Annotated in this window: 14 protein-coding genes; 2 read left to right on the top strand and 12 right to left on the bottom strand. The window is 35.5% G+C overall.

Annotation, left to right across the window (positions count from 1 at the left end; genetic code table 11):
- Positions 1–29 precede the first annotated feature (29 nt).
- From rlmN to trmB, 9 genes are all read right to left on the bottom strand, one after another.
- The gene (gene rlmN / locus PL77_RS10680) at positions 30–1,076 is read right to left on the bottom strand and encodes a 23S rRNA (adenine(2503)-C(2))-methyltransferase RlmN (RefSeq protein ID WP_044204655.1); all 1,047 of its coding nucleotides are present in this window, start codon (positions 1,074–1,076) and stop codon (positions 30–32) included.
- A gap of 126 nt (positions 1,077–1,202) precedes the next feature.
- Positions 1,203–2,780, bottom strand: a complete 1,578-nt coding sequence (locus PL77_RS10675) for a hypothetical protein (protein ID WP_044204652.1) — start codon at positions 2,778–2,780, stop codon at positions 1,203–1,205.
- Positions 2,781–2,888: 108 nt separating this feature from the next.
- Positions 2,889–4,085, bottom strand: a complete 1,197-nt coding sequence (locus PL77_RS10670) for a lipopolysaccharide assembly protein LapB (protein ID WP_044204650.1) — start codon at positions 4,083–4,085, stop codon at positions 2,889–2,891.
- Positions 4,086–4,169: 84 nt separating this feature from the next.
- Positions 4,170–6,713 (bottom strand): DNA gyrase subunit A, encoded by a 2,544-nt coding sequence (gene gyrA / locus PL77_RS10665; RefSeq protein ID WP_044204648.1) that lies wholly within the window; start codon positions 6,711–6,713, stop codon positions 4,170–4,172.
- A gap of 116 nt (positions 6,714–6,829) precedes the next feature.
- Positions 6,830–7,996 (bottom strand): hypothetical protein, encoded by a 1,167-nt coding sequence (locus PL77_RS10660; protein ID WP_044204646.1) that lies wholly within the window; start codon positions 7,994–7,996, stop codon positions 6,830–6,832.
- A 44-nt stretch (positions 7,997–8,040) separates the two neighbouring features.
- Positions 8,041–8,385 (bottom strand): hypothetical protein, encoded by a 345-nt coding sequence (locus PL77_RS10655; RefSeq protein WP_044204644.1) that lies wholly within the window; start codon positions 8,383–8,385, stop codon positions 8,041–8,043.
- A gap of 240 nt (positions 8,386–8,625) precedes the next feature.
- Positions 8,626–11,157 carry an ATP-dependent Clp protease ATP-binding subunit gene (locus PL77_RS10650; protein ID WP_044204642.1) on the bottom strand — a complete coding sequence of 844 codons (2,532 nt, stop codon included), beginning with the start codon at positions 11,155–11,157 and terminating at the stop codon, positions 8,626–8,628.
- 169 nt (positions 11,158–11,326) lie between these two features.
- Positions 11,327–11,953, bottom strand: coding sequence for a WbqC family protein (locus tag PL77_RS10645; RefSeq protein WP_044204640.1), 627 nt, complete (start codon positions 11,951–11,953; stop codon positions 11,327–11,329).
- Positions 11,954–11,975: 22 nt separating this feature from the next.
- Entirely contained in the window at positions 11,976–12,629 is a 654-nt protein-coding gene (gene trmB / locus PL77_RS10640) for a tRNA (guanosine(46)-N7)-methyltransferase TrmB (RefSeq protein WP_044204639.1), read from the bottom strand.
- A gap of 203 nt (positions 12,630–12,832) precedes the next feature.
- On the opposite strand from trmB, the gene PL77_RS10635 reads away from it, so the two are divergent.
- Positions 12,833–13,501: a ParA family protein gene (locus PL77_RS10635; RefSeq protein ID WP_044204637.1), complete on the top strand. Its 669-nt coding sequence runs from the start codon at positions 12,833–12,835 to the stop codon at positions 13,499–13,501.
- A gap of 210 nt (positions 13,502–13,711) precedes the next feature.
- Here the strand turns inward: PL77_RS10635 and PL77_RS10630 are convergent, their stop codons facing one another.
- The 3 genes from PL77_RS10630 to PL77_RS10620 form a co-directional block, all read right to left on the bottom strand.
- Positions 13,712–14,593: a hypothetical protein gene (locus PL77_RS10630; protein ID WP_044204635.1), complete on the bottom strand. Its 882-nt coding sequence runs from the start codon at positions 14,591–14,593 to the stop codon at positions 13,712–13,714.
- A gap of 343 nt (positions 14,594–14,936) precedes the next feature.
- A complete protein-coding gene (locus PL77_RS10625; RefSeq protein ID WP_044204634.1) occupies positions 14,937–15,419 on the bottom strand; it encodes a CYTH domain-containing protein in 483 nt (160 codons plus the stop codon).
- Positions 15,420–15,528: 109 nt separating this feature from the next.
- Positions 15,529–16,701, bottom strand: a complete 1,173-nt coding sequence (locus PL77_RS10620; RefSeq protein WP_082026481.1) for a cystathionine gamma-synthase — start codon at positions 16,699–16,701, stop codon at positions 15,529–15,531.
- A gap of 160 nt (positions 16,702–16,861) precedes the next feature.
- Between PL77_RS10620 and PL77_RS10615 the strand changes: the two genes are divergently transcribed.
- On the top strand, positions 16,862–17,719 hold the full coding sequence (locus tag PL77_RS10615) for an alpha/beta fold hydrolase (RefSeq protein WP_082026480.1): 858 nt from the start codon (positions 16,862–16,864) through the stop codon (positions 17,717–17,719).
- Positions 17,720–17,779: the final 60 nt, after the last annotated feature.

Here is a 17,779-nt window from a genome sequence, read left to right as displayed (position 1 = left end):
TGATGAGTTATGAGACAGCCTCTTTTTTATTATTTTTCTTTATTTGCAAGTTGTCCACAAGCAGCATCAATATCTTTTCCTCTACTTCTTCTCACGTGAACATTAACCCCTTTCTTCGATAAATAATCAGCAAAACGTTGAATTTTATCCACTTTAGCATTGAGAAAATCTGCTTCAGAGATAGGGTTGTATTCAATGATATTTACCTTTGAAGGTAAGTGTTTTGTGAATTGGTAAAGCTCTTCTGCATCCTGTAATGAATCATTAAAGTTGTTGAAAACTATATATTCATATGTAACAGGGTTTTTTGTTTTACTGAAGTAATATTTGAGAGCCTCTCTAAGTACCTCCAATGTATTTTGTTCATTGATAGGCATAATTTTATTTCTCTTCTCATCATTAGCGGCATGTAGAGATAGAGCAAGGTTAAACTTCACCTCATCATCACCAAGCTTACGAATCATTTTAGCGATCCCTGCTGTTGATACAGTGATCCTTTTTGCTGACATTCCAAGACCATTAGGAGATGTGATCTTATCAACAGATTCAAGGACGTTTTTATAGTTTAATAGCGGTTCTCCCATACCCATATAAACAATGTTTGTCAATCCAGTACTAAAAGCATCTTGGGCTTGCTTATCAATCGCTACAACTTGATCATAAATTTCAGCTGCATCGAGATTTCTTTTACGATCCATATAACCTGTAGCACAGAATGAACAAGTAAGCGAACATCCAACTTGAGAGGAAATACAGGCTGTCATCCTTGGTTCAGCGGGTATTAATACTCCTTCAACAAGGTGCTTGTCATGAAGTTGAAAAGCAGACTTAATGGTACCGTCACTACTTTGTTGAGCTTTGAATACAGATATAGGTAGTATCTCAAAGTGCTCATTTAATAATTCTCTCGTTTTTTTAGACACATTTGTCATTTCATCAAATGAAGTAACAGAGCTTTTCCAAAGCCAATCCTGAATTTGCTTTGCTCTAAATCCCTTTTCTCCATTCTCAACTAGAAAATCTTTTATCTTATCAGATGATAGTTTACGTATGTCTTTTTTCTTCGATTTTATCATGGATGTAAAATATACTTTATCTCAAAATCACAACTTTTTGATTTAGAGAGTAAAAAGCCCGAACCTCAGTGCGAAGTTCGGGCTTTTCTATGTAAAATTAAAAAACTGTTAAGCTTTAGAAAGGAATTATTCCATTGCTTCTAATTTTTTGTTTACAGCTTCTAATTTATCGTTCTCTTTAGTCATGTAGTAAATTCTTGAAAGAAGAACTAAGTATTTGCTTTCGTCTGGAGCAAGTTCAGAAACTTTCTCAGCAGAAGGAGCAGCCAACTTAGCATATTTCATCATATTACCTTTTAACTCTTCAGCTTTAGCAGGATCTTCATAGTTCATTCCTTTCATAGGAAGGTCTTGTAAATCTTTGTTGAAAGCAGCTGCACGGTTGTAGTATAATGCACCTAAGTTGAATAAACCGTTTTTGCTTTCAGGGTTGATTTCAAGAACTGCTTTGTATTGATCAGCAGCTAAGTTGAAGTACTCATCAGCTTTAGCGTCATCATCATTTGAACGAGCTTTTTCAGAAGCTTGGTCATAAAGAACAGCTAAGTTGAAGTTCATACCTTCATCTGATGGATCTTTAGCGATAGCTTCTTTTACAGATGCGATAGCTTCATCTAATTTGTCTAACTTCACATAGTAAGAAACCATTTGAGAAGTTAAGCTAGGATTACCAGGATTGTTTTTCACACCTTTAGTAGTGATTGCTAAACACTCCTCGTATACCTCCATTGTTTTTGCTTCTAACTCTTTTGTTTCTTTGTTAGCAGCATCTAAAGTTGCTTGAGCTTTGTTTAATTCTGCAGTTGCTTCATCTACTTCAGCTTTAGCTTGAGCAGCTTTTTGACGAGCAGAACCATACTTACGTCCAGCACCTTTAGTGTAGTATTCATAACGCTCACCTGATTGTTCAGCAGTTTTAGTCGCTTTTTCAATTACAGTTTCAGCGTCTCTGATTTCATATTTTAATTCGTCAATTCTCATTTCAGCTGGTTCAGCATCAGCTTGAGCATAACGTAATAAAGCGAAATATTGTTGAGGATCGTGGTAATCCATTTCGAATAACTTGTTGATGAACATCATCGTAGTCTTACGGATTTCAGCAACATCCTCGTCAGCAGCTTCGTCTTCTGCCAATGCAGAAGCATAGAAACCATATTTACCTGTAGTAGTATCACCTTTTACAAGTAAAGCTAATTTGAAGCTATTCATTGCTTTGTTGTAATCTTGCTCATTGAATGCTTCAGCACCAATGTTGAAGAAGTGTCCCCAAAGATCATCTACTTTAGAGGGTTTGATTTGACCTGTAGCAATATCTACACCTTGGTTATCCCAAACCGCTTTGTAAGAAGCAGATTCTTTACCTGATTCTTCTTTTCTAGCTTTGATTTCATCAAATGCTGCCATTGCTTTTTCGATATCAGTAGGAATTTCTTCCGCAGGAGTATCAGCAGATCTAGCAATGAAACTGTATACGTCACCTTGAACTTCAAGTGTTTTTTCTTTTACGACAACTGGTTTGCCTTTAGACTCAAGCTTGAATTTCTCATAGCCCACTGCATTTTCAATCTCAGTTTTTGCTTGATCAACCTCACCTTTTGCTAAATAAGACGCCGCCTTAGTAGCAGAACCTTTTTCTTGTGCCATCGCTGCAGTAGAAAAAGCAGCAGATAATGCAAGAACAGTTATGATTTTCGTAAATTTCATAGAAATATTATATGTTATATAGCTTAGAATACAATTATTTATTCCTCAAAGTGCAAACATAGTATTTTCCAAGCATATTTTTGATGATGTGTGACATAAATTTTGCACTTACATATTATCTAACGTGTCATCGATACGTTTTAGTTCTTTTGTTTTATTTAATAAACCATAAGCGTTGCGTAATGTTAAGATTACTTCCTCATTTTCATGGTCTAAGTCGAAGGCTACATTGAGGTTTAAAACACTTTGATCAAGGTGAAATTTAACTGTTTTACGAATATCTCCTCTGTGAACGTGTTTGAAATCCTCTGTTTTTTTTAGTTTACCCCAGTTATAGAGAATTTTTTGATTTTCAATTGCTTCCCTAAATTGAATTTGCCCTAAATTAAAATAAGCATCGAAACTGTAGGGATTACTATGAATCGCTTTGGTATAATTTAGAACAGCTCGATTAAAATCATCTAACTCTTCGTATACCATTCCAATAGCGACGAGCGTATGTGTATCAAAAGGATTAGTTTTAATGTAATTGTTTAGGATGTCAAGGGCTTGTGTGTACCATTTTTTTCGAATACAGATACCTACTCCTCGGTAAATTAATGAATGTTGTGAGGGGTGTTTTTTTATTCCTTTTTGTACCTCACTTAAGGCCAGTTCAGGTTGATTTAATTGTTCAAAGAAAAAAGCTCTGCTTTCGTAAACATCTGTACTATCATATCCTAATTCCAAAAGTCGATCAGAATAGGTTAGTGCTTTTTCATAGTGATGTGATGCTTCACTACAAATCATAGCATATCGGCAACTTACCTTATCATTACTATTCATAATGTAAGTTTGATCAAAATAGAATTCAGCTTCTATATAATCTTCATTTATGAAGGCATTGACACCCTTTGTAAGTAAATTATCATAGAAACGATCTAATTCAGCCTTAGTATATAAATTGAAAATTTCATTCCGGTCGGTCCTGTTTAAAATTTTATTATACCAGGCTGTTGCTGAATGAACATAATCGTTACAATCTTCTTTATTGCTTGGGTTCGAACAATAGTCATCAAGAGAAAGAATAGAATAAGTTTTTCCTAGAAGAGTCATTACTTCCAGTTCACCTTCACGAGTGAGATTGTATGTTAGAAGTTCGTTTAAGGGGTCTAAAGCTTTGTGAGGTTCATTATTGTTGATCGCAAGGCGTGCTATACTCAAGTTTTTTTCTTGAATTCTTTTTATCTGAGCATGACTAGCGTGGAAATTAAAAAGGAATAAAATAAATGCCCAAAAACAATAATGATAGAAATTTAAGATCATATATCGAATATACTATAATTTCAACAAAAAAAAGGTACTCGTTATTCACAAGTACCTTTCTTAAGAAATCAATGAAAGTAAGTCTTATTCTTCCGATGTTGTATCTTCAGAGTTTTCATTACTTGCTTCATTTGTAGGGTTTTCTGTTGTTTCCTCTTCAGAAACAATTTCTTCCTCTTCAATTGTTGGAACAATTTCTACAGATGAGATTTCATCATTATCATTTAATCGAATTGCTTTCACTCCTTGAGTAGATCTACCCATAGTTCTGAAGTTATTGACAGCAGTTCTGATTGTGATACCTTCTTTGGTGATTACGATAAGATCGTCAGTTTCCTCTACAGAGAATAATGCTGAAAGCTTACCTGTTTTATCAGTAATTTGCATTGCTTTCACACCTTTACCACCTCTATTGGTACGTAAAGGATATTCTTCTAATAAAGTACGCTTACCGTATCCGTTTTCAGAGATAACCATTAGTGATTTTGCTTCTAACTCTTCTTGAGCGATAGCAGCCAAACCTACTACAGCATCTTCTTCACCATTAAGAACAATACCTTTCACACCAGTAGCACCTCTACCCATCGAACGAACTTTATCTTCGTTGAAACGAGTGGCCATACCCATACGAGTGGCAATGATGATATCGTTTTGACCATTTGTCAACATCACATTGAATAGTTTGTCACCTTCGTTGATGTTGATAGCATTGATACCATTTGTTCTTGGTCTTGAATAAGCTTCAAGTACAGTTTTCTTCACAATACCTTTTTCAGTAACCATTAATAAGTAATGGTTATTGATATAGTCTTGATCATTCAAGTTCTTCGTACAAATTACTGCTTGTACTTTTTCACCTTCTTGAATGTTCAATAGGTTTTGTAATGGTCTACCTTTCGCTGTTTTACTTCCTTCAGGTAAACGGAATACTTTCTGCCAGTATACTCTACCTAAGTTAGTGAATAGCAATAAGTAGTTGTGGTTAGAAGCCACGAACATATGTTCAGTGAAGTCATCAGATTTCGTTGACGCACCTCTTGAACCTACACCACCACGACCTTGTGATTTGTATTCTTTTAATGGAGTACGCTTAATGTAACCTTCATGAGAAATAGTAATTACCATTTCTTCGTCGGCGATTAAGTCTTCGATGTCTAGATCGTCTGCATTGTAAACAATGTTCGATCTTCTTTCGTCTCCATATTTTTCTTTTAACTCTACTAAGTCCGTCTTGATGATATCCATCTGACGTTCTCTACGAGCTAAAATATCTCTTAAGTCTTCAACTAGAGCTGAAACTTCAGCGTGTTCTTCAACAATTTTGTCTCTTTCAAGACCTGTCAAACGCTGCAATCTCATTTCTAAGATTGCTTTTGCTTGAAGTTCGCTGAATTCAAAGCGTGAAATTAATTCTGCTCTTGCAACCTCAGCATCTTTTGAACCTCTAATTAAAGCAATTACTTCATCAAGGTTATCTAAAGCTTTTAAGTATCCTTCTAAGATATGAAGTCTTCTCTCTGCTTCAGCTAATTCGAATTGAGTTCTACGGATGATAACATCATGTCTGTGCTCTACATAGTACTTGATTAAGTCTTGTAGATTAAGAAGTTTTGGTCTTCCTTTAACAAGAGCAATGTTATTAACACTGAAAGAACTTTGAAGAGCAGTTTGTTTGAATAAGTGATTTAACACTACATCTGGCACAGCATCTTTTTTCAATTCGTATACGATACGGATACCTCTTTTGTCCGACTCGTCACGGATAGCAGAGATACCTTCGATCTTCTTGTCATTGACCAACTCAGCAGTTTTTTCAATCATATTTGCTTTGTTGACCATATATGGGATTTCAGTAACCACGATTTGCTCACGTCCCGAAGAAAGTGTTTCAAATTCAGTTACTGCTCTCATTACTACTCTACCACGGCCAGTTTCCAATGCTTTCTTCACACCGTCATAACCGTAAATGATACCACCTGTTGGGAAGTCAGGACCTTTAACGATATCCGTTAATTCATCCATCGTTACATCAGGGTTTTCGACATAGGCAATGATAGCATCACACACTTCATGAAGGTTGTGAGGAGCCATATTTGTTGCCATACCTACCGCAATACCTGATGCTCCGTTTAATAGGAGGTTAGGAATTCTTGCAGGTAAAACCGATGGTTCTTTTAATGAATCATCAAAGTTTGGTTCGAAATCGACAGTATCTTTTTTGATATCGGCAAGCATTTCTCCAGAGATCTCTTTCATACGAGCCTCCGTATAACGCATTGCTGCAGGAGAATCGCCGTCAATTGATCCGAAGTTACCCTGTCCATCGACTAACATGTAACGCAATGACCAAGGTTGGGCCATACGTACCATTGTTTCATATACAGAAGAATCTCCATGAGGGTGGTACTTACCAAGTACTTCACCTACGATTCTTGCTGATTTCTTATATGCACGGTTATAACTAAGTCCAAGCTCAGCCATACCATACAATACACGCCTGTGAACAGGCTTAAGACCGTCTCTTACATCTGGAAGAGCACGAGAAACGATCACCGACATTGAGTAGTCAATGTAGGCACTTTTCATTTCGTCCTCTATGTTGATAGAGATGATATTTTCGTCTGCCATGTATATTTATTAGAATATGTTTTCACATCTGAAAAAATGAAGAAAAAATCTCCATTTTAAGGAAATGCAAGATACAAAAAATGAGGGTTTTTTAAAGGAAAAAAGTGATCTAATTTCTATCGTTTGAACTGAATTGCTCCACATTTTCCTAAGTCTGATTTAATCTTTAATTCGCGCTTCTTTTTTCCTGCTTTTATACCCACTGCCATGGTGTTAGGAGGGACTTTTCCAAGGTTGTGAGCATATAAAATTAAACGGTTTTCTTTTCCAGGTTCGTAGGTGACTTTAAACTTCTTTTTCTTGGCAGTTAATTCGTAATATTCAATGATATGTTCTCCATTCCAAAAAATTGAAACAATGTCACCATCTATGGTTTTGTCATCCCAGATTTGAAGAGTAATACTGTAAGTTGTGATATAAATAGAAGATTGATTTTCCACAGGTCGATCTTCATAGACTAAAGTTTCAGGAACTTTAGGTTGTTCTTCTGTAACTTTTTCAGGTTCTTCATCAACCTCTACTTCTTGCTGTTCAACGACGATTTCAGGTTCTTGTTTTTTCTCTTCCTCTGGAGGAGTATCACTTGGGATATGAACTAAAGAGAGGTCATCAACATAAATATAGCACTGTGGATCTATATCGTAATTGATGTATTTTAAATCAGTTTGTAAGTCGTCCTTAAAGTTTCCAATGGTTAAATACTTAATAGCTTCTTCGGCTACAAATGAAAAAGTGACTTTGGTCCATCCTGTAGCATAAAAAATATCTTCTAATTGATATTGTGGAGATACACTTAATAAGGGTTCGTAAATATTTTGTTTTAGTTTTTCATTGGTAAAGGCAAAGCCCAACCCGTTTGTTGCTATTCCTCCATACGCTACCTTGTTTCCACTACTTATATATGCAGTGAATTGATATTTTTCACCTTTTCTTAATACTTTACTTAGCTTAATAGATGCATATTCTCTGTAGTTTACTACTCTCTGCATATAAGTAATAACGCCTAAAACAGATTGCCCAGTTCTAGGAGAGAAGTTATCTTTTATACCATTTAAAGGTTGATTTTCATTGATGAACATATGGTCAGGTGTACCATATAGCGTTTTAGGTTTATTTTGATTGGTATTGTACCATTCTTTGAGGTTATCCAAATGGGCATGGCCCCTTGTAGCTTCATGGTAGTCTTCAAAACTAGGGTTAGGAATCAAGTTTTGACCGTATGAAGAAATGGATAAAAGTGAAATACAGGTAAACAATAAATGTTTAATGAAGTTCTTTGTCATGACTTTATTTTAAAAAGTTCATGACAAAGGTAATGACTTTTCAACTAAGCTCGAACAACGTTATAATTTCCAAGTTGTTGAACACACATTTTTCTAGAAATTTCACCACTTTTCATTTTAATTGAAAGGATGTAATTACCTGTGCTTACAAAGGATAGGTCTAAAGTAGAAGGAACAAGTTGGTTTAGGACTTCTTTGCCAGACATCAATTCACTTATAGCTATGCCAGTAATTTTGTCTTTTAATTCATCAAAAGTAGACAGATTATGTTGTGGTACAGGTGATTCTATTGTGATAATAGATTTGTCTTTTTCGCTTAATTCTATATTGGTACCAAATAAGGCACTAGTGATGAGTAAAGAAGATAAGCGCTCAGTAGTTAATTTCATGGTAATAAAGAGTAATTTAGTGATGGATTATAAAACGTAACAAAGTAATGCTTAATAATCCTTAATACGGGTATTTTGATTTAATGATTCACAAATTTAATAAAAAGGACCTACTCCTAGATTGTTTTCATCGAATAGTACTATGTTTTGATAGATGGAATCAATTTTATAATATGGATGATATACAAAAAGGGCCGTTCCATATTATGAAACGGCCCTTTAATTATACTTTAAAAAAGATTAATCTTCTTCAGATTCTGTCTTTGTTACATTCTTTTTGATTGTAACTGTAAGTGCTTCACCCTTACCTGAATAGTCAGCAAGGATAGTGTCACCTTCAGCGATGTCACCACCTAGAATTTCTTCAGCCATTGGATCTTCTAAATACTTTTGAATCGCTCTGTTAAGAGGTCTCGCTCCGTATTGAGGATCATAACCTTTTTCAGATAAGAAATCTTTCGCTTTCTCCGTCACTTCAATTTGATACCCCATCGCAATTACTCTTTCGAATAATTTCGATAATGAAATATCAATGATTTGGTGAATGTGGTCTCTTTCTAAAGAGTTGAAAATAATCACATCATCCAAACGGTTTAAGAATTCAGGAGCAAAAGCTTTTTTCAATGCTTTTTGGATTGTTCCTTGCATCTCAGCATCTTGATTATCCAATTTCGTTTGTGTATTGAAACCAATACCAGTTCCGAAATCTTTCAAATCTCTAACACCGATGTTTGAAGTCATGATGATTACTGTGTTTCTGAAATCAACACGTCTACCTAAGCCATCTGTTAAGATACCGTCATCTAATACTTGAAGTAAGATATTGAACACATCTGGGTGTGCTTTCTCAATCTCATCCAATAAGATTACGCTGTAAGGTTTACGTCTGATTTTTTCAGTCAACTGACCTCCTTCTTCATATCCAACGTAGCCCGGAGGTGCTCCAACCAATCGAGATACAGAGAATTTCTCCATATACTCCGACATGTCGATACGTACTAATGAATCATCTTTGTCGAATAAATGAGAAGCTAACACTTTCGTTAACTCTGTTTTACCTACACCAGTTGGTCCTAAGAAGATAAATGAACCGATTGGTTTTTTAGGATCTTTCAAGCCTACACGCGTTCTACGGATAGCCTTCGCTAATTTTTCAATAGCTTGATCCTGACCAATCACTTTACCCTTAAGGTCTTCTGACATGTTCATCAGTTTCTTACCTTCGCTTTCTGCAACACGGTTAACAGGAATACCTGTCATCATTGCTACAACTGCTGCTACATCATCTTCAGTAACAGGGTAGATGGTTTCATTTGTTTCTTTTTCCCATGCTTCTTTAGCAGTATCAAGGCTTTCGATCAATTTCTTTTCAGAATCACGCAGCTTTGCAGCTTCTTCGTATTTCTGTCTTTTGACCACCTTGTTTTTCTCCTCCTTAATATCTTCAATCTCTTGCTCAAGTTTCAAGATATTGTCAGGAACATGGATATTGTTGATGTGAACTCGTGCTCCCACTTCATCTAAAACGTCAATCGCTTTATCTGGAAGGAAACGGTCACTAATATATCTATCAGAGAATTTCACACAAGCTTGCAACGCCTCTTCAGAATAATCTACGTGGTGATGCTGCTCGTATTTTCCTTTGATATTATTCAAGATTTCAATCGTTTCTTCTGGAGAAGTAGGGTCTACCATCACCATTTGGAAACGACGTGCTAATGCACCATCTTTTTCAATATATTGTCTATACTCGTCTAAAGTAGTGGCACCAATACATTGTATATCGCCACGCGCTAATGCTGGCTTAAACATATTGGAAGCATCAAGCGATCCTGAAGCGCCACCTGCTCCAACAATCGTGTGAATTTCATCTATAAATAGAATGACTTCAGGTGCTTTTTCCAGCTCGTTCATTACAGCCTTCATACGCTCTTCAAACTGACCACGGTATTTAGTACCGGCCACTAAAGAAGCAAGGTCTAATGTAACGACACGTTTGCCGAACAACACTCTTGATACTTTTTTCTGAACTATACGTAAAGCTAGTCCTTCAGCAATTGCTGTCTTACCAACCCCTGGCTCTCCTATTAGGATAGGGTTGTTTTTCTTTCTTCTCGAAAGCACTTGAGCTACTCTTTCGATCTCTTTGTCTCTACCGACTATTGGGTCTAGTTTTCCCTCTTCGGCATAGCTAGTAAGGTCACGACCAAAATTATCCAAGACAGGAGTTTTAGATTTCTCTGTACTCTTTGATGATTCTGGACGAGAGCTCCATGATCCTCCTCCTTTTGATTGAGGTTCATCGTCATCAGTGCTTGATGAAGCTGTTGGGTTTTCTCCTTGGAATTCGATCATTTCTTTGACTACATCATAGTTTACATCATAACGCTGCAAAATTTGGGTAGCTAAATTATCTTCATCTCTAAGTATTGATAACAGCAGATGTTCAGTACCAATTAGGCTAGATTTAAAGATTTTAGCTTCTAAATATGTTATTTTAAGCGTTTTTTCGGATTGTCTCGTTAGTGGGATGTTTGCGAGGTTTTTTACGTTGAAATTGGCAGTGCTTTTAGTTGACTGCTCAATAGCGTCTTTCAAATCGTTAAGATTGACGCTTAATTTTTTCAGTAAAGTAATCGCATATCCCTCACCTTCACGAATCATACCCAGCAAGAGATGCTCTGTGCCAATATAATCATGGCCAAGGCGCAAAGCTTCTTCTCTACTTAGAGAGATTACTTCTTTGACTCTATTCGAAAATTTTGCCTCCATGGTTAGGGAATTTTTTAGATTATAATTTCTACTTCTATAAAATAAGATACAGAATTAATATTCATTAACGAAATAAAAAGGAGTGAAAATTTTAAATCAGGATAATGGATATATCTAATAATGGTTTCTGTCTCTTAAAATAAAGCATATAAAATTTATTAAACAACTCTTAATGATGGATTAATTGACTATTCTGTGATTTTAATATATTGATGGCATTAGGTCCTTCACAAAAAAGTAAATCAAGAATACTCAGGTTTCGATCAAAAGTGTCACCAAACACTTGAATATACGAAATCTCATTAACAAAAGTTGATGAATCAGTAGCTGTAATCTTGTTCCTTAGGTCAACTACCTCATCTTCAGTCTCTTTTTTGTAGTTTTCAGTGATTTCAACCTTTGTATTTAATCCTAACAGTTTAATAACACACTTTAAAAGTGAAATGTTTAATTCAAAAAGGGATTCCTCTCCACTAAGTAATGTAGACTTGATGGCTTCCTCATAATACTCATAAAAAGGAGATCGACCATAAGCAGAAAGAATACTTCTCCAATGTTTTATAGCCCAGTTGTCATTTTGGTTGACCTTGATTTTACGCATAGGCTTACCTTTGTTAGCGCCAACAACCGGAACACTCAATCGATCCACTTTTTGAGCTGTTTTGATAAAACATCTGTTTCTAAAACTTTGTTTCTGAAATGTCTCAAATTTCTCAATATAAACCGTATCGCAGTGAGCTAGAATAGTGAAATATTCAAGGTTAGGGAAATAATGTAAATCGATAAGTACTTTCATTGGAGAAGTAAATTAGGTGTTTTTAGAATCTGAATTTTAAGTAGTGTACTTTGTGGCCAAGTTCTGTAAACTGCTTTTCGTAGCGTGTTACAATCCCATGATGATCGTCCATTAAGTCCGATTCATACAGGTCAAAAGTGACTGCCTCTAATTGTACTTTTTCTTGAACCAATGTTTCTACTGAGTACTCAAAAAGCTCTTTACTATCCGTTTTAAAGCGAATTAAACCACCTTCTTTAATTAACTCTTTATAGATGTTTAAGAAGCGAGGATGCGTCATTCTTCTTTTTGCATCTCTGTCTTTTGGACGAGGGTCAGGGTGAACGATCCAGATTTCATCTACTTCGCCAGCTTCAAAATAGTTGGCTAAGTTTTGAATGTGAATTCTTAAGAAAGCAGCATTTGTCAGCCCTTTTTCATCCACTACGTTACCACCTTTCCAGATTCTGTCTCCTTTGATATCTACACCAATGAAGTTTCTGTCAGGATATACTTGTGCAAGACCTGTAGTGTATTCTCCTCTACCACAAGCCAATTCTAGAACGATTGGATTGTCGTTTTTGAAAACCTCTTTTCTCCAGTTTCCTTTGATGTTATCGTACAAAGGTTTTCCTTCTTCAATAATATATGCACGCTCTTTGTTTTGAGCGAATTTTTTTAACTTATGGCGACCCATCTTTCAAAAATTTTATAATTCAGAATGCAAACATACAAAATCCCTTTTTTGCTTGGGTAGTTCCGATTATTCCTCTTATGTTTATATTGGGAAATATTCGGTTTTTTATCGTATTTTCATTGGATTATTAAAGATTTTGGTGGGTTTATGTTCATTATTAGGAAGTAAGGTCACCGAATAAGGAAGCAATTTTTAAATTTTGTATGGCTAAAGTAATTTCTTTCGCAACTCAAAAAGGAGGCGTTGGTAAAAGTACCTTGCTGATGTTAACAGCCTCAGCTGTACATAATAGAACAAACAAAAAGGTTTTGGTGATTGATTGTGATCCCCAAAAATCAGTAAAAGATATTTATTCCACAGAAGGCGCAGATAAGGAATCTTCTTATGATGTGATTGCCTTCAATTGGAAACAACCTAGAGCCGAAGAGAACTTTGACAAGACGTTGGCGTTGGCTGAGAAAAAGTATGATGCGATTTTCTTGGATGTACCTGGGCGTATTGAAGGAAAGGAAATCTACTTTAGTGTCTTGGTTTCAGATGTTGTAGTAGTGCCTGTAGTGGCTAGTGTTTTAGACATGAGAGCGACGATACGTTTTCTGAAAACTTTGCCGATGATCAAGGAAATGAAAGAGAAACAAGGCTACAAGTTTGAAGTTTTTGGTATTGTCAATAAAAAAGATCAGACCGTTGAGCATCAAAAATTGAAAGAGTTAGCAGGTATTGGCGGAATGGAGTTTTTCTACTCACCGATCTCCAACTTGGTAAGATATAAAAGAGGAATTTCAACGGTATACGATATTACAGATCCTGCAATCAAGGACGATGAATTCAATCAGTATTTTGATGAGTTTTGCACGAAGTGCTTGTTCTAGCAGACTTAATCTAGGGATAAAAAAAATAGACTTCCAGTGTATGGAAGTCTATTTTTTTATGACCAATTTTTGAAAGGTCTTTATCAACATCGCATTATAATACTTCTTTTCTTAACCAATCCGGCTTTGAAGCAATAGAGAATTTTTAATGGAATGACTCATTGGTTATTTATATTAAATACTCTCAAAAAACTATTCAACTAAAGCTGATCAGAAATGCTTAAAATACGAAATTTCATTTTCGAGCTTGAAAATTATAATATCCACCTTTTCTTCAACAGGAACTCCTTTATGTTTTACAATATCAAAGGAAAGAGAAGCTAAATGATTTGCTATTTTTTGTGTAGTAAGATCTTGTGCTTCTTTCTGAAGTTTTTCAAGACCGCCTCCCTCAGGTATTTGAAATGTTCTTGATACCTCTGAAATTTTTCCATTTGTCCCAATAATAATATTATAACCACCCAAACAATCCTCTATTTCTCGTTTCTTTAATTTTTTAATCTCTTCAAGTATTACATCATCAGGGGCAGGTTTATCACTATACCTACGGGAAATTCCATTTGGTACTTCCTCATAATTATTAATCATTGTTTTTTCAATGATATTTCCCTTTTCAGCTATTACACTTAGTTCTCTCTCAAAAGTTTTAGGTACAGCAGCGTTTCTTCTTAATACGTCTCCTTTAGCAATAATAAATGAACCGCTATACCAATCTATTAGTACTCTGTTATTGACAATTTTATCCTTGAATATTTCTGTTATTTTTGACTGAGACTTTTCTTTATCGATTGTCTTGTTTTTGCGGATTTCACCGGGAGTAATAATATCTGTAAGGAAAAGACTATCATTTTCTATCAAGTAAATTGCTTGATATCCTCTCCAGCAATTAAATGTGGCATTTTCTCTAAAACTCAGTCCAAATAACTTTCCATTATCCTTTGTTACTTTTTTCAAGTAATTCTCAAGAAAAAAGTTGAAAGTAATTGATGTATCACCTTGGTAGACGATATAATCTCCAAATTGATGACTCCCATAAGAAACATTAAGTTGAAACAATAAAAGCGTAAGGATGCTTATGAGTTTAATTTTCATAATGATTAACTTTTAGGTGAATGAAAATAAAGTAAGATGACATATTGATTACTGTCTATTGTGATTCTATGATTTCTTGTTTTGGAATAAGCATATTCATATAGTCAGATTGGTCATTTCAAAGTTGAATAGTTTACTATAATCTAAAGTATTTGATTCCAAAATAAGTGTTGATTGAAGGTCAAATCTTACTATTAAGACACATACTTTTAACGAATGGTTTAAAATAGTATTTCAAATTTTAATGATAAAAAAATCCAAAATTGAAAGCTATACTTTGTACAAAATTTCAATTTTGGATTTTATTAGAGGTTGATCACCTTTCTACTTGTTGTCTATTTTTTTATGACCAATTTTTAAAAGGCTCCTTCATCAACATCGCATTATAATACCTCGCTTCTCCAGTCACTTCTTCACCCAACCAACTTGGCTTTTCATAAGCTTCATCGGTGGAAGATAATTCAACTTCAGCGATAGTTAAACCTTTGTTGTCTCCGTCAAAAACATCGACTTCGTACATATGATTTCCCACAGGGACCTCATATCTGATTTTATCAATGGTACCTCCATCGCATAAGTGAAGCAATTGCTCTACTTCTGCAATGGAGATTTCTTTTTCCCATTCATAGCGTGACAGACCTTCATCTTGAGATTTACCTTTGATGGTGATAAACCCTTTTTCTCCTTTAATTCTCACGCGCACTGCTTTATTTTCCTCCGCACAAATGTAGCCTTGTACTATGCGGAACGATTTTGAGGCCAGTGAGGGGTCAAAGGATTTTACCAAGAATTTACGTTCAATTTCAAGATGTTGTTGATTTGCCATTTTTATATTTTATTTTTTTGAATAGGTAACAACCTTGTAATATGGGTATACACATTGTATAACATGGATATACACATTATGTAACACGGGTAGACACGTAGGTCTACCCCTACAGGCCTGCGGCTGCGAATGCGTTTTCTAGGTCTTCTTTCAGGTCTTCTAGGTCTTCGATACCAACTGAAATTCTGATGAAACCGTCATCGATACCTAATTCTTTTCTTGTTTCAGCAGGAATTGAGGCGTGCGTCATGATGGCAGGGTGCTCAATCAAACTTTCTACTCCACCTAAACTTTCGGCTAATGTAAATAGCTTACAGTTCGATAAGAATACTTTTGTTTGTTCAAGATCTGCTTTCAAAGTCACTGAAATCATACCACCACCTTTCTTCATTTGCTTTTTGGCTAAAGCGAAATCAGGGTGCGATGGCAAATGAGGGTAATAAACTTTTTCTACAGAAGGATGCGTTTCTAACCATTCTGCAATTTTCTCTGCATTAGAACAGTGTCTATCCATTCTTACACCTAATGTCTTCAATCCTCTATTGACCAAGAAAGAATCGAAAGGTCCTTGTACTGAACCGACTGCATTTTGTAAGAAAGTCAGTTTTTCTTCTAACTCTTTGTTCTCACCCACTACAACTACACCACCCACTACATCAGAGTGACCGTTGATGTATTTTGTAGCAGAGTGAGCTACAATATCAAAACCTAGTGAAAGTGGTTGCTGAAGGTATGGAGTAGCAAAAGTGTTGTCGCAAACAGTGATGATATCATGCTTTTTAGCCACTTCAGCCACTTTTTCCAAGTCAACTAAACGAAGCATTGGGTTGGTAGGTGTTTCCGCCCAGATCATTTTAGTGTTCGGTTGGATCGCATTTTCTAATGCCTCCATGTCATTCAAGTCAATGAAAGAGAACTCTAATTTTGAAGAGAACTTTCTTACTTTATCAAAAAGACGGAATGTACCACCATATAAGTCATTCATGGCGATGACATGTGAACCACCTTCCAACATATCTAAAATAGTAGCGGAAGCGGCCAATCCACTTGCAAAAGCATATCCTTTTACACCACCTTCCAAAGCGGCAACTGCGTCTTCGTAAGCGTAACGAGTAGGGTTGTGACTACGAGTATATTCAAATCCTTTGTGATCTCCCGGTGCAGTTTGAGCATAAGTAGAGGTAGCATAAATTGGAGGGATAACGGCTCCTGTCGTTGGATCAGGCTCTTGTCCAGCGTGAATTGCTATAGTTGAGAAGCCATATTTTTTCTTCTTATCCATATTTATAGTATTTTTAATTTAGGGTCGTATGAATGTAAAAACTTTTCAAATCATCTGATAACTTTTCACCATCAAAAACTACTATTTTGATGAAAGTGTTTCAGCGATTCTCTTCAATTTTTTTCGAATTAAACACTTATCAAAATAAAAACCTACAAAAATGATAGAGTATAAGAGCGTCCTATTAATTTTACTCTTGATCTTTGGTGGATGTGCCTCCGATATGAATGCAAATAATGAATGGAATAAATTAGAAAAATCTTATGCTAAGGATGGTGTGGAGATGAAAGTCAGACATACAAAACTTGAGCATAAAACCATTAATTATTTATCGGTAAAAGGAGAAAATAATCCTTCTACTACCATAGTTTTTATTCATGGAGCACCCGGGAGAGCAGACAATTTTGGAAGCTATCTTAAGAACAAAACACTTTTGGAGAAAGCAAACGTCCTATCGGTTGAAAGACTGGGGTATGGAAGCGAAAAAGGAAATGAAGAAAATGCTATTGGTCTTCATGGGAAAGCAGTAAGGAGCGTATTGAATGATTGGGAAAAAGTAATGGGTAAGCCACAACATTATATACTTGTTGGGCATTCCTACGGTGGACCTATTGCTGCTTATACAAGTGTACAGGATAGTAGTGCTATTGCTCAAGTGATTTTATTAGCTCCAGCAATGTCTTCTGAGTTAGAGCTGATGAAATGGTATTCAAGGTGGGCACAAAGTAAAATGATCTACGCTATATTACCTTCTGGACTTAAAGTAGCAACTGATGAGAAAGCTAATCATGCTGAAAGTTTAAAGAAAATAGAAGGTGATTGGAACAAAGTAAAAGTACCAACAACCATTGTGCACGGTACTGAAGATGGGTTAGTTCCCTTCGAAAACCTTCAATATGTTGTTGATAATTGGTCAATTGATGTGGATACTTTGGTTTTGGAGAAGAAAGGTCACCTATTTCCTTTTAAGGATGAAGAGATAGTAGTAAATTTATTATTACGAAAAATAGGTTCTTAGATAGTTCACTATCTAATTAGCTTTTAATACCTTTTGGAGCACATATTTTCATCAGAACTA

It is taken from the genome of Flammeovirga sp. OC4, assembly GCF_000812565.1.
Classification (GTDB): Bacteria; Bacteroidota; Bacteroidia; order Cytophagales; family Flammeovirgaceae; genus Flammeovirga.
This window is presented reverse-complemented; position numbering and strand designations above follow the sequence as displayed.

Excerpts from the sequence above, each read along its gene's own strand:
- PL77_RS10675 (WP_044204652.1), bottom strand. The coding sequence starts at position 2,780 with ATGAAATTTACGAAAATCATAACTGTTCTTGCATTATCTGCTGCTTTT.
- PL77_RS10630 (WP_044204635.1), bottom strand. The coding sequence starts at position 14,593 with ATGAAAATTAAACTCATAAGCATCCTTACGCTTTTATTGTTTCAACTT.
- PL77_RS10645 (WP_044204640.1), bottom strand. The coding sequence starts at position 11,953 with ATGAAAGTACTTATCGATTTACATTATTTCCCTAACCTTGAATATTTC.
- PL77_RS10635 (WP_044204637.1), top strand. The coding sequence starts at position 12,833 with ATGGCTAAAGTAATTTCTTTCGCAACTCAAAAAGGAGGCGTTGGTAAA.
- PL77_RS10655 (WP_044204644.1), bottom strand. The coding sequence starts at position 8,385 with ATGAAATTAACTACTGAGCGCTTATCTTCTTTACTCATCACTAGTGCC.
- PL77_RS10620 (WP_082026481.1), bottom strand. The coding sequence starts at position 16,701 with ATGGATAAGAAGAAAAAATATGGCTTCTCAACTATAGCAATTCACGCT.
- PL77_RS10615 (WP_082026480.1), top strand. The coding sequence starts at position 16,862 with ATGATAGAGTATAAGAGCGTCCTATTAATTTTACTCTTGATCTTTGGT.
- gyrA (WP_044204648.1), bottom strand. The coding sequence starts at position 6,713 with ATGGCAGACGAAAATATCATCTCTATCAACATAGAGGACGAAATGAAA.
- PL77_RS10660 (WP_044204646.1), bottom strand. The coding sequence starts at position 7,996 with ATGACAAAGAACTTCATTAAACATTTATTGTTTACCTGTATTTCACTT.
- trmB (WP_044204639.1), bottom strand. The coding sequence starts at position 12,629 with ATGGGTCGCCATAAGTTAAAAAAATTCGCTCAAAACAAAGAGCGTGCA.
- rlmN (WP_044204655.1), bottom strand. The coding sequence starts at position 1,076 with ATGATAAAATCGAAGAAAAAAGACATACGTAAACTATCATCTGATAAG.
- PL77_RS10650 (WP_044204642.1), bottom strand. The coding sequence starts at position 11,157 with ATGGAGGCAAAATTTTCGAATAGAGTCAAAGAAGTAATCTCTCTAAGT.
- PL77_RS10625 (WP_044204634.1), bottom strand. The coding sequence starts at position 15,419 with ATGGCAAATCAACAACATCTTGAAATTGAACGTAAATTCTTGGTAAAA.
- PL77_RS10670 (WP_044204650.1), bottom strand. The coding sequence starts at position 4,085 with ATGATCTTAAATTTCTATCATTATTGTTTTTGGGCATTTATTTTATTC.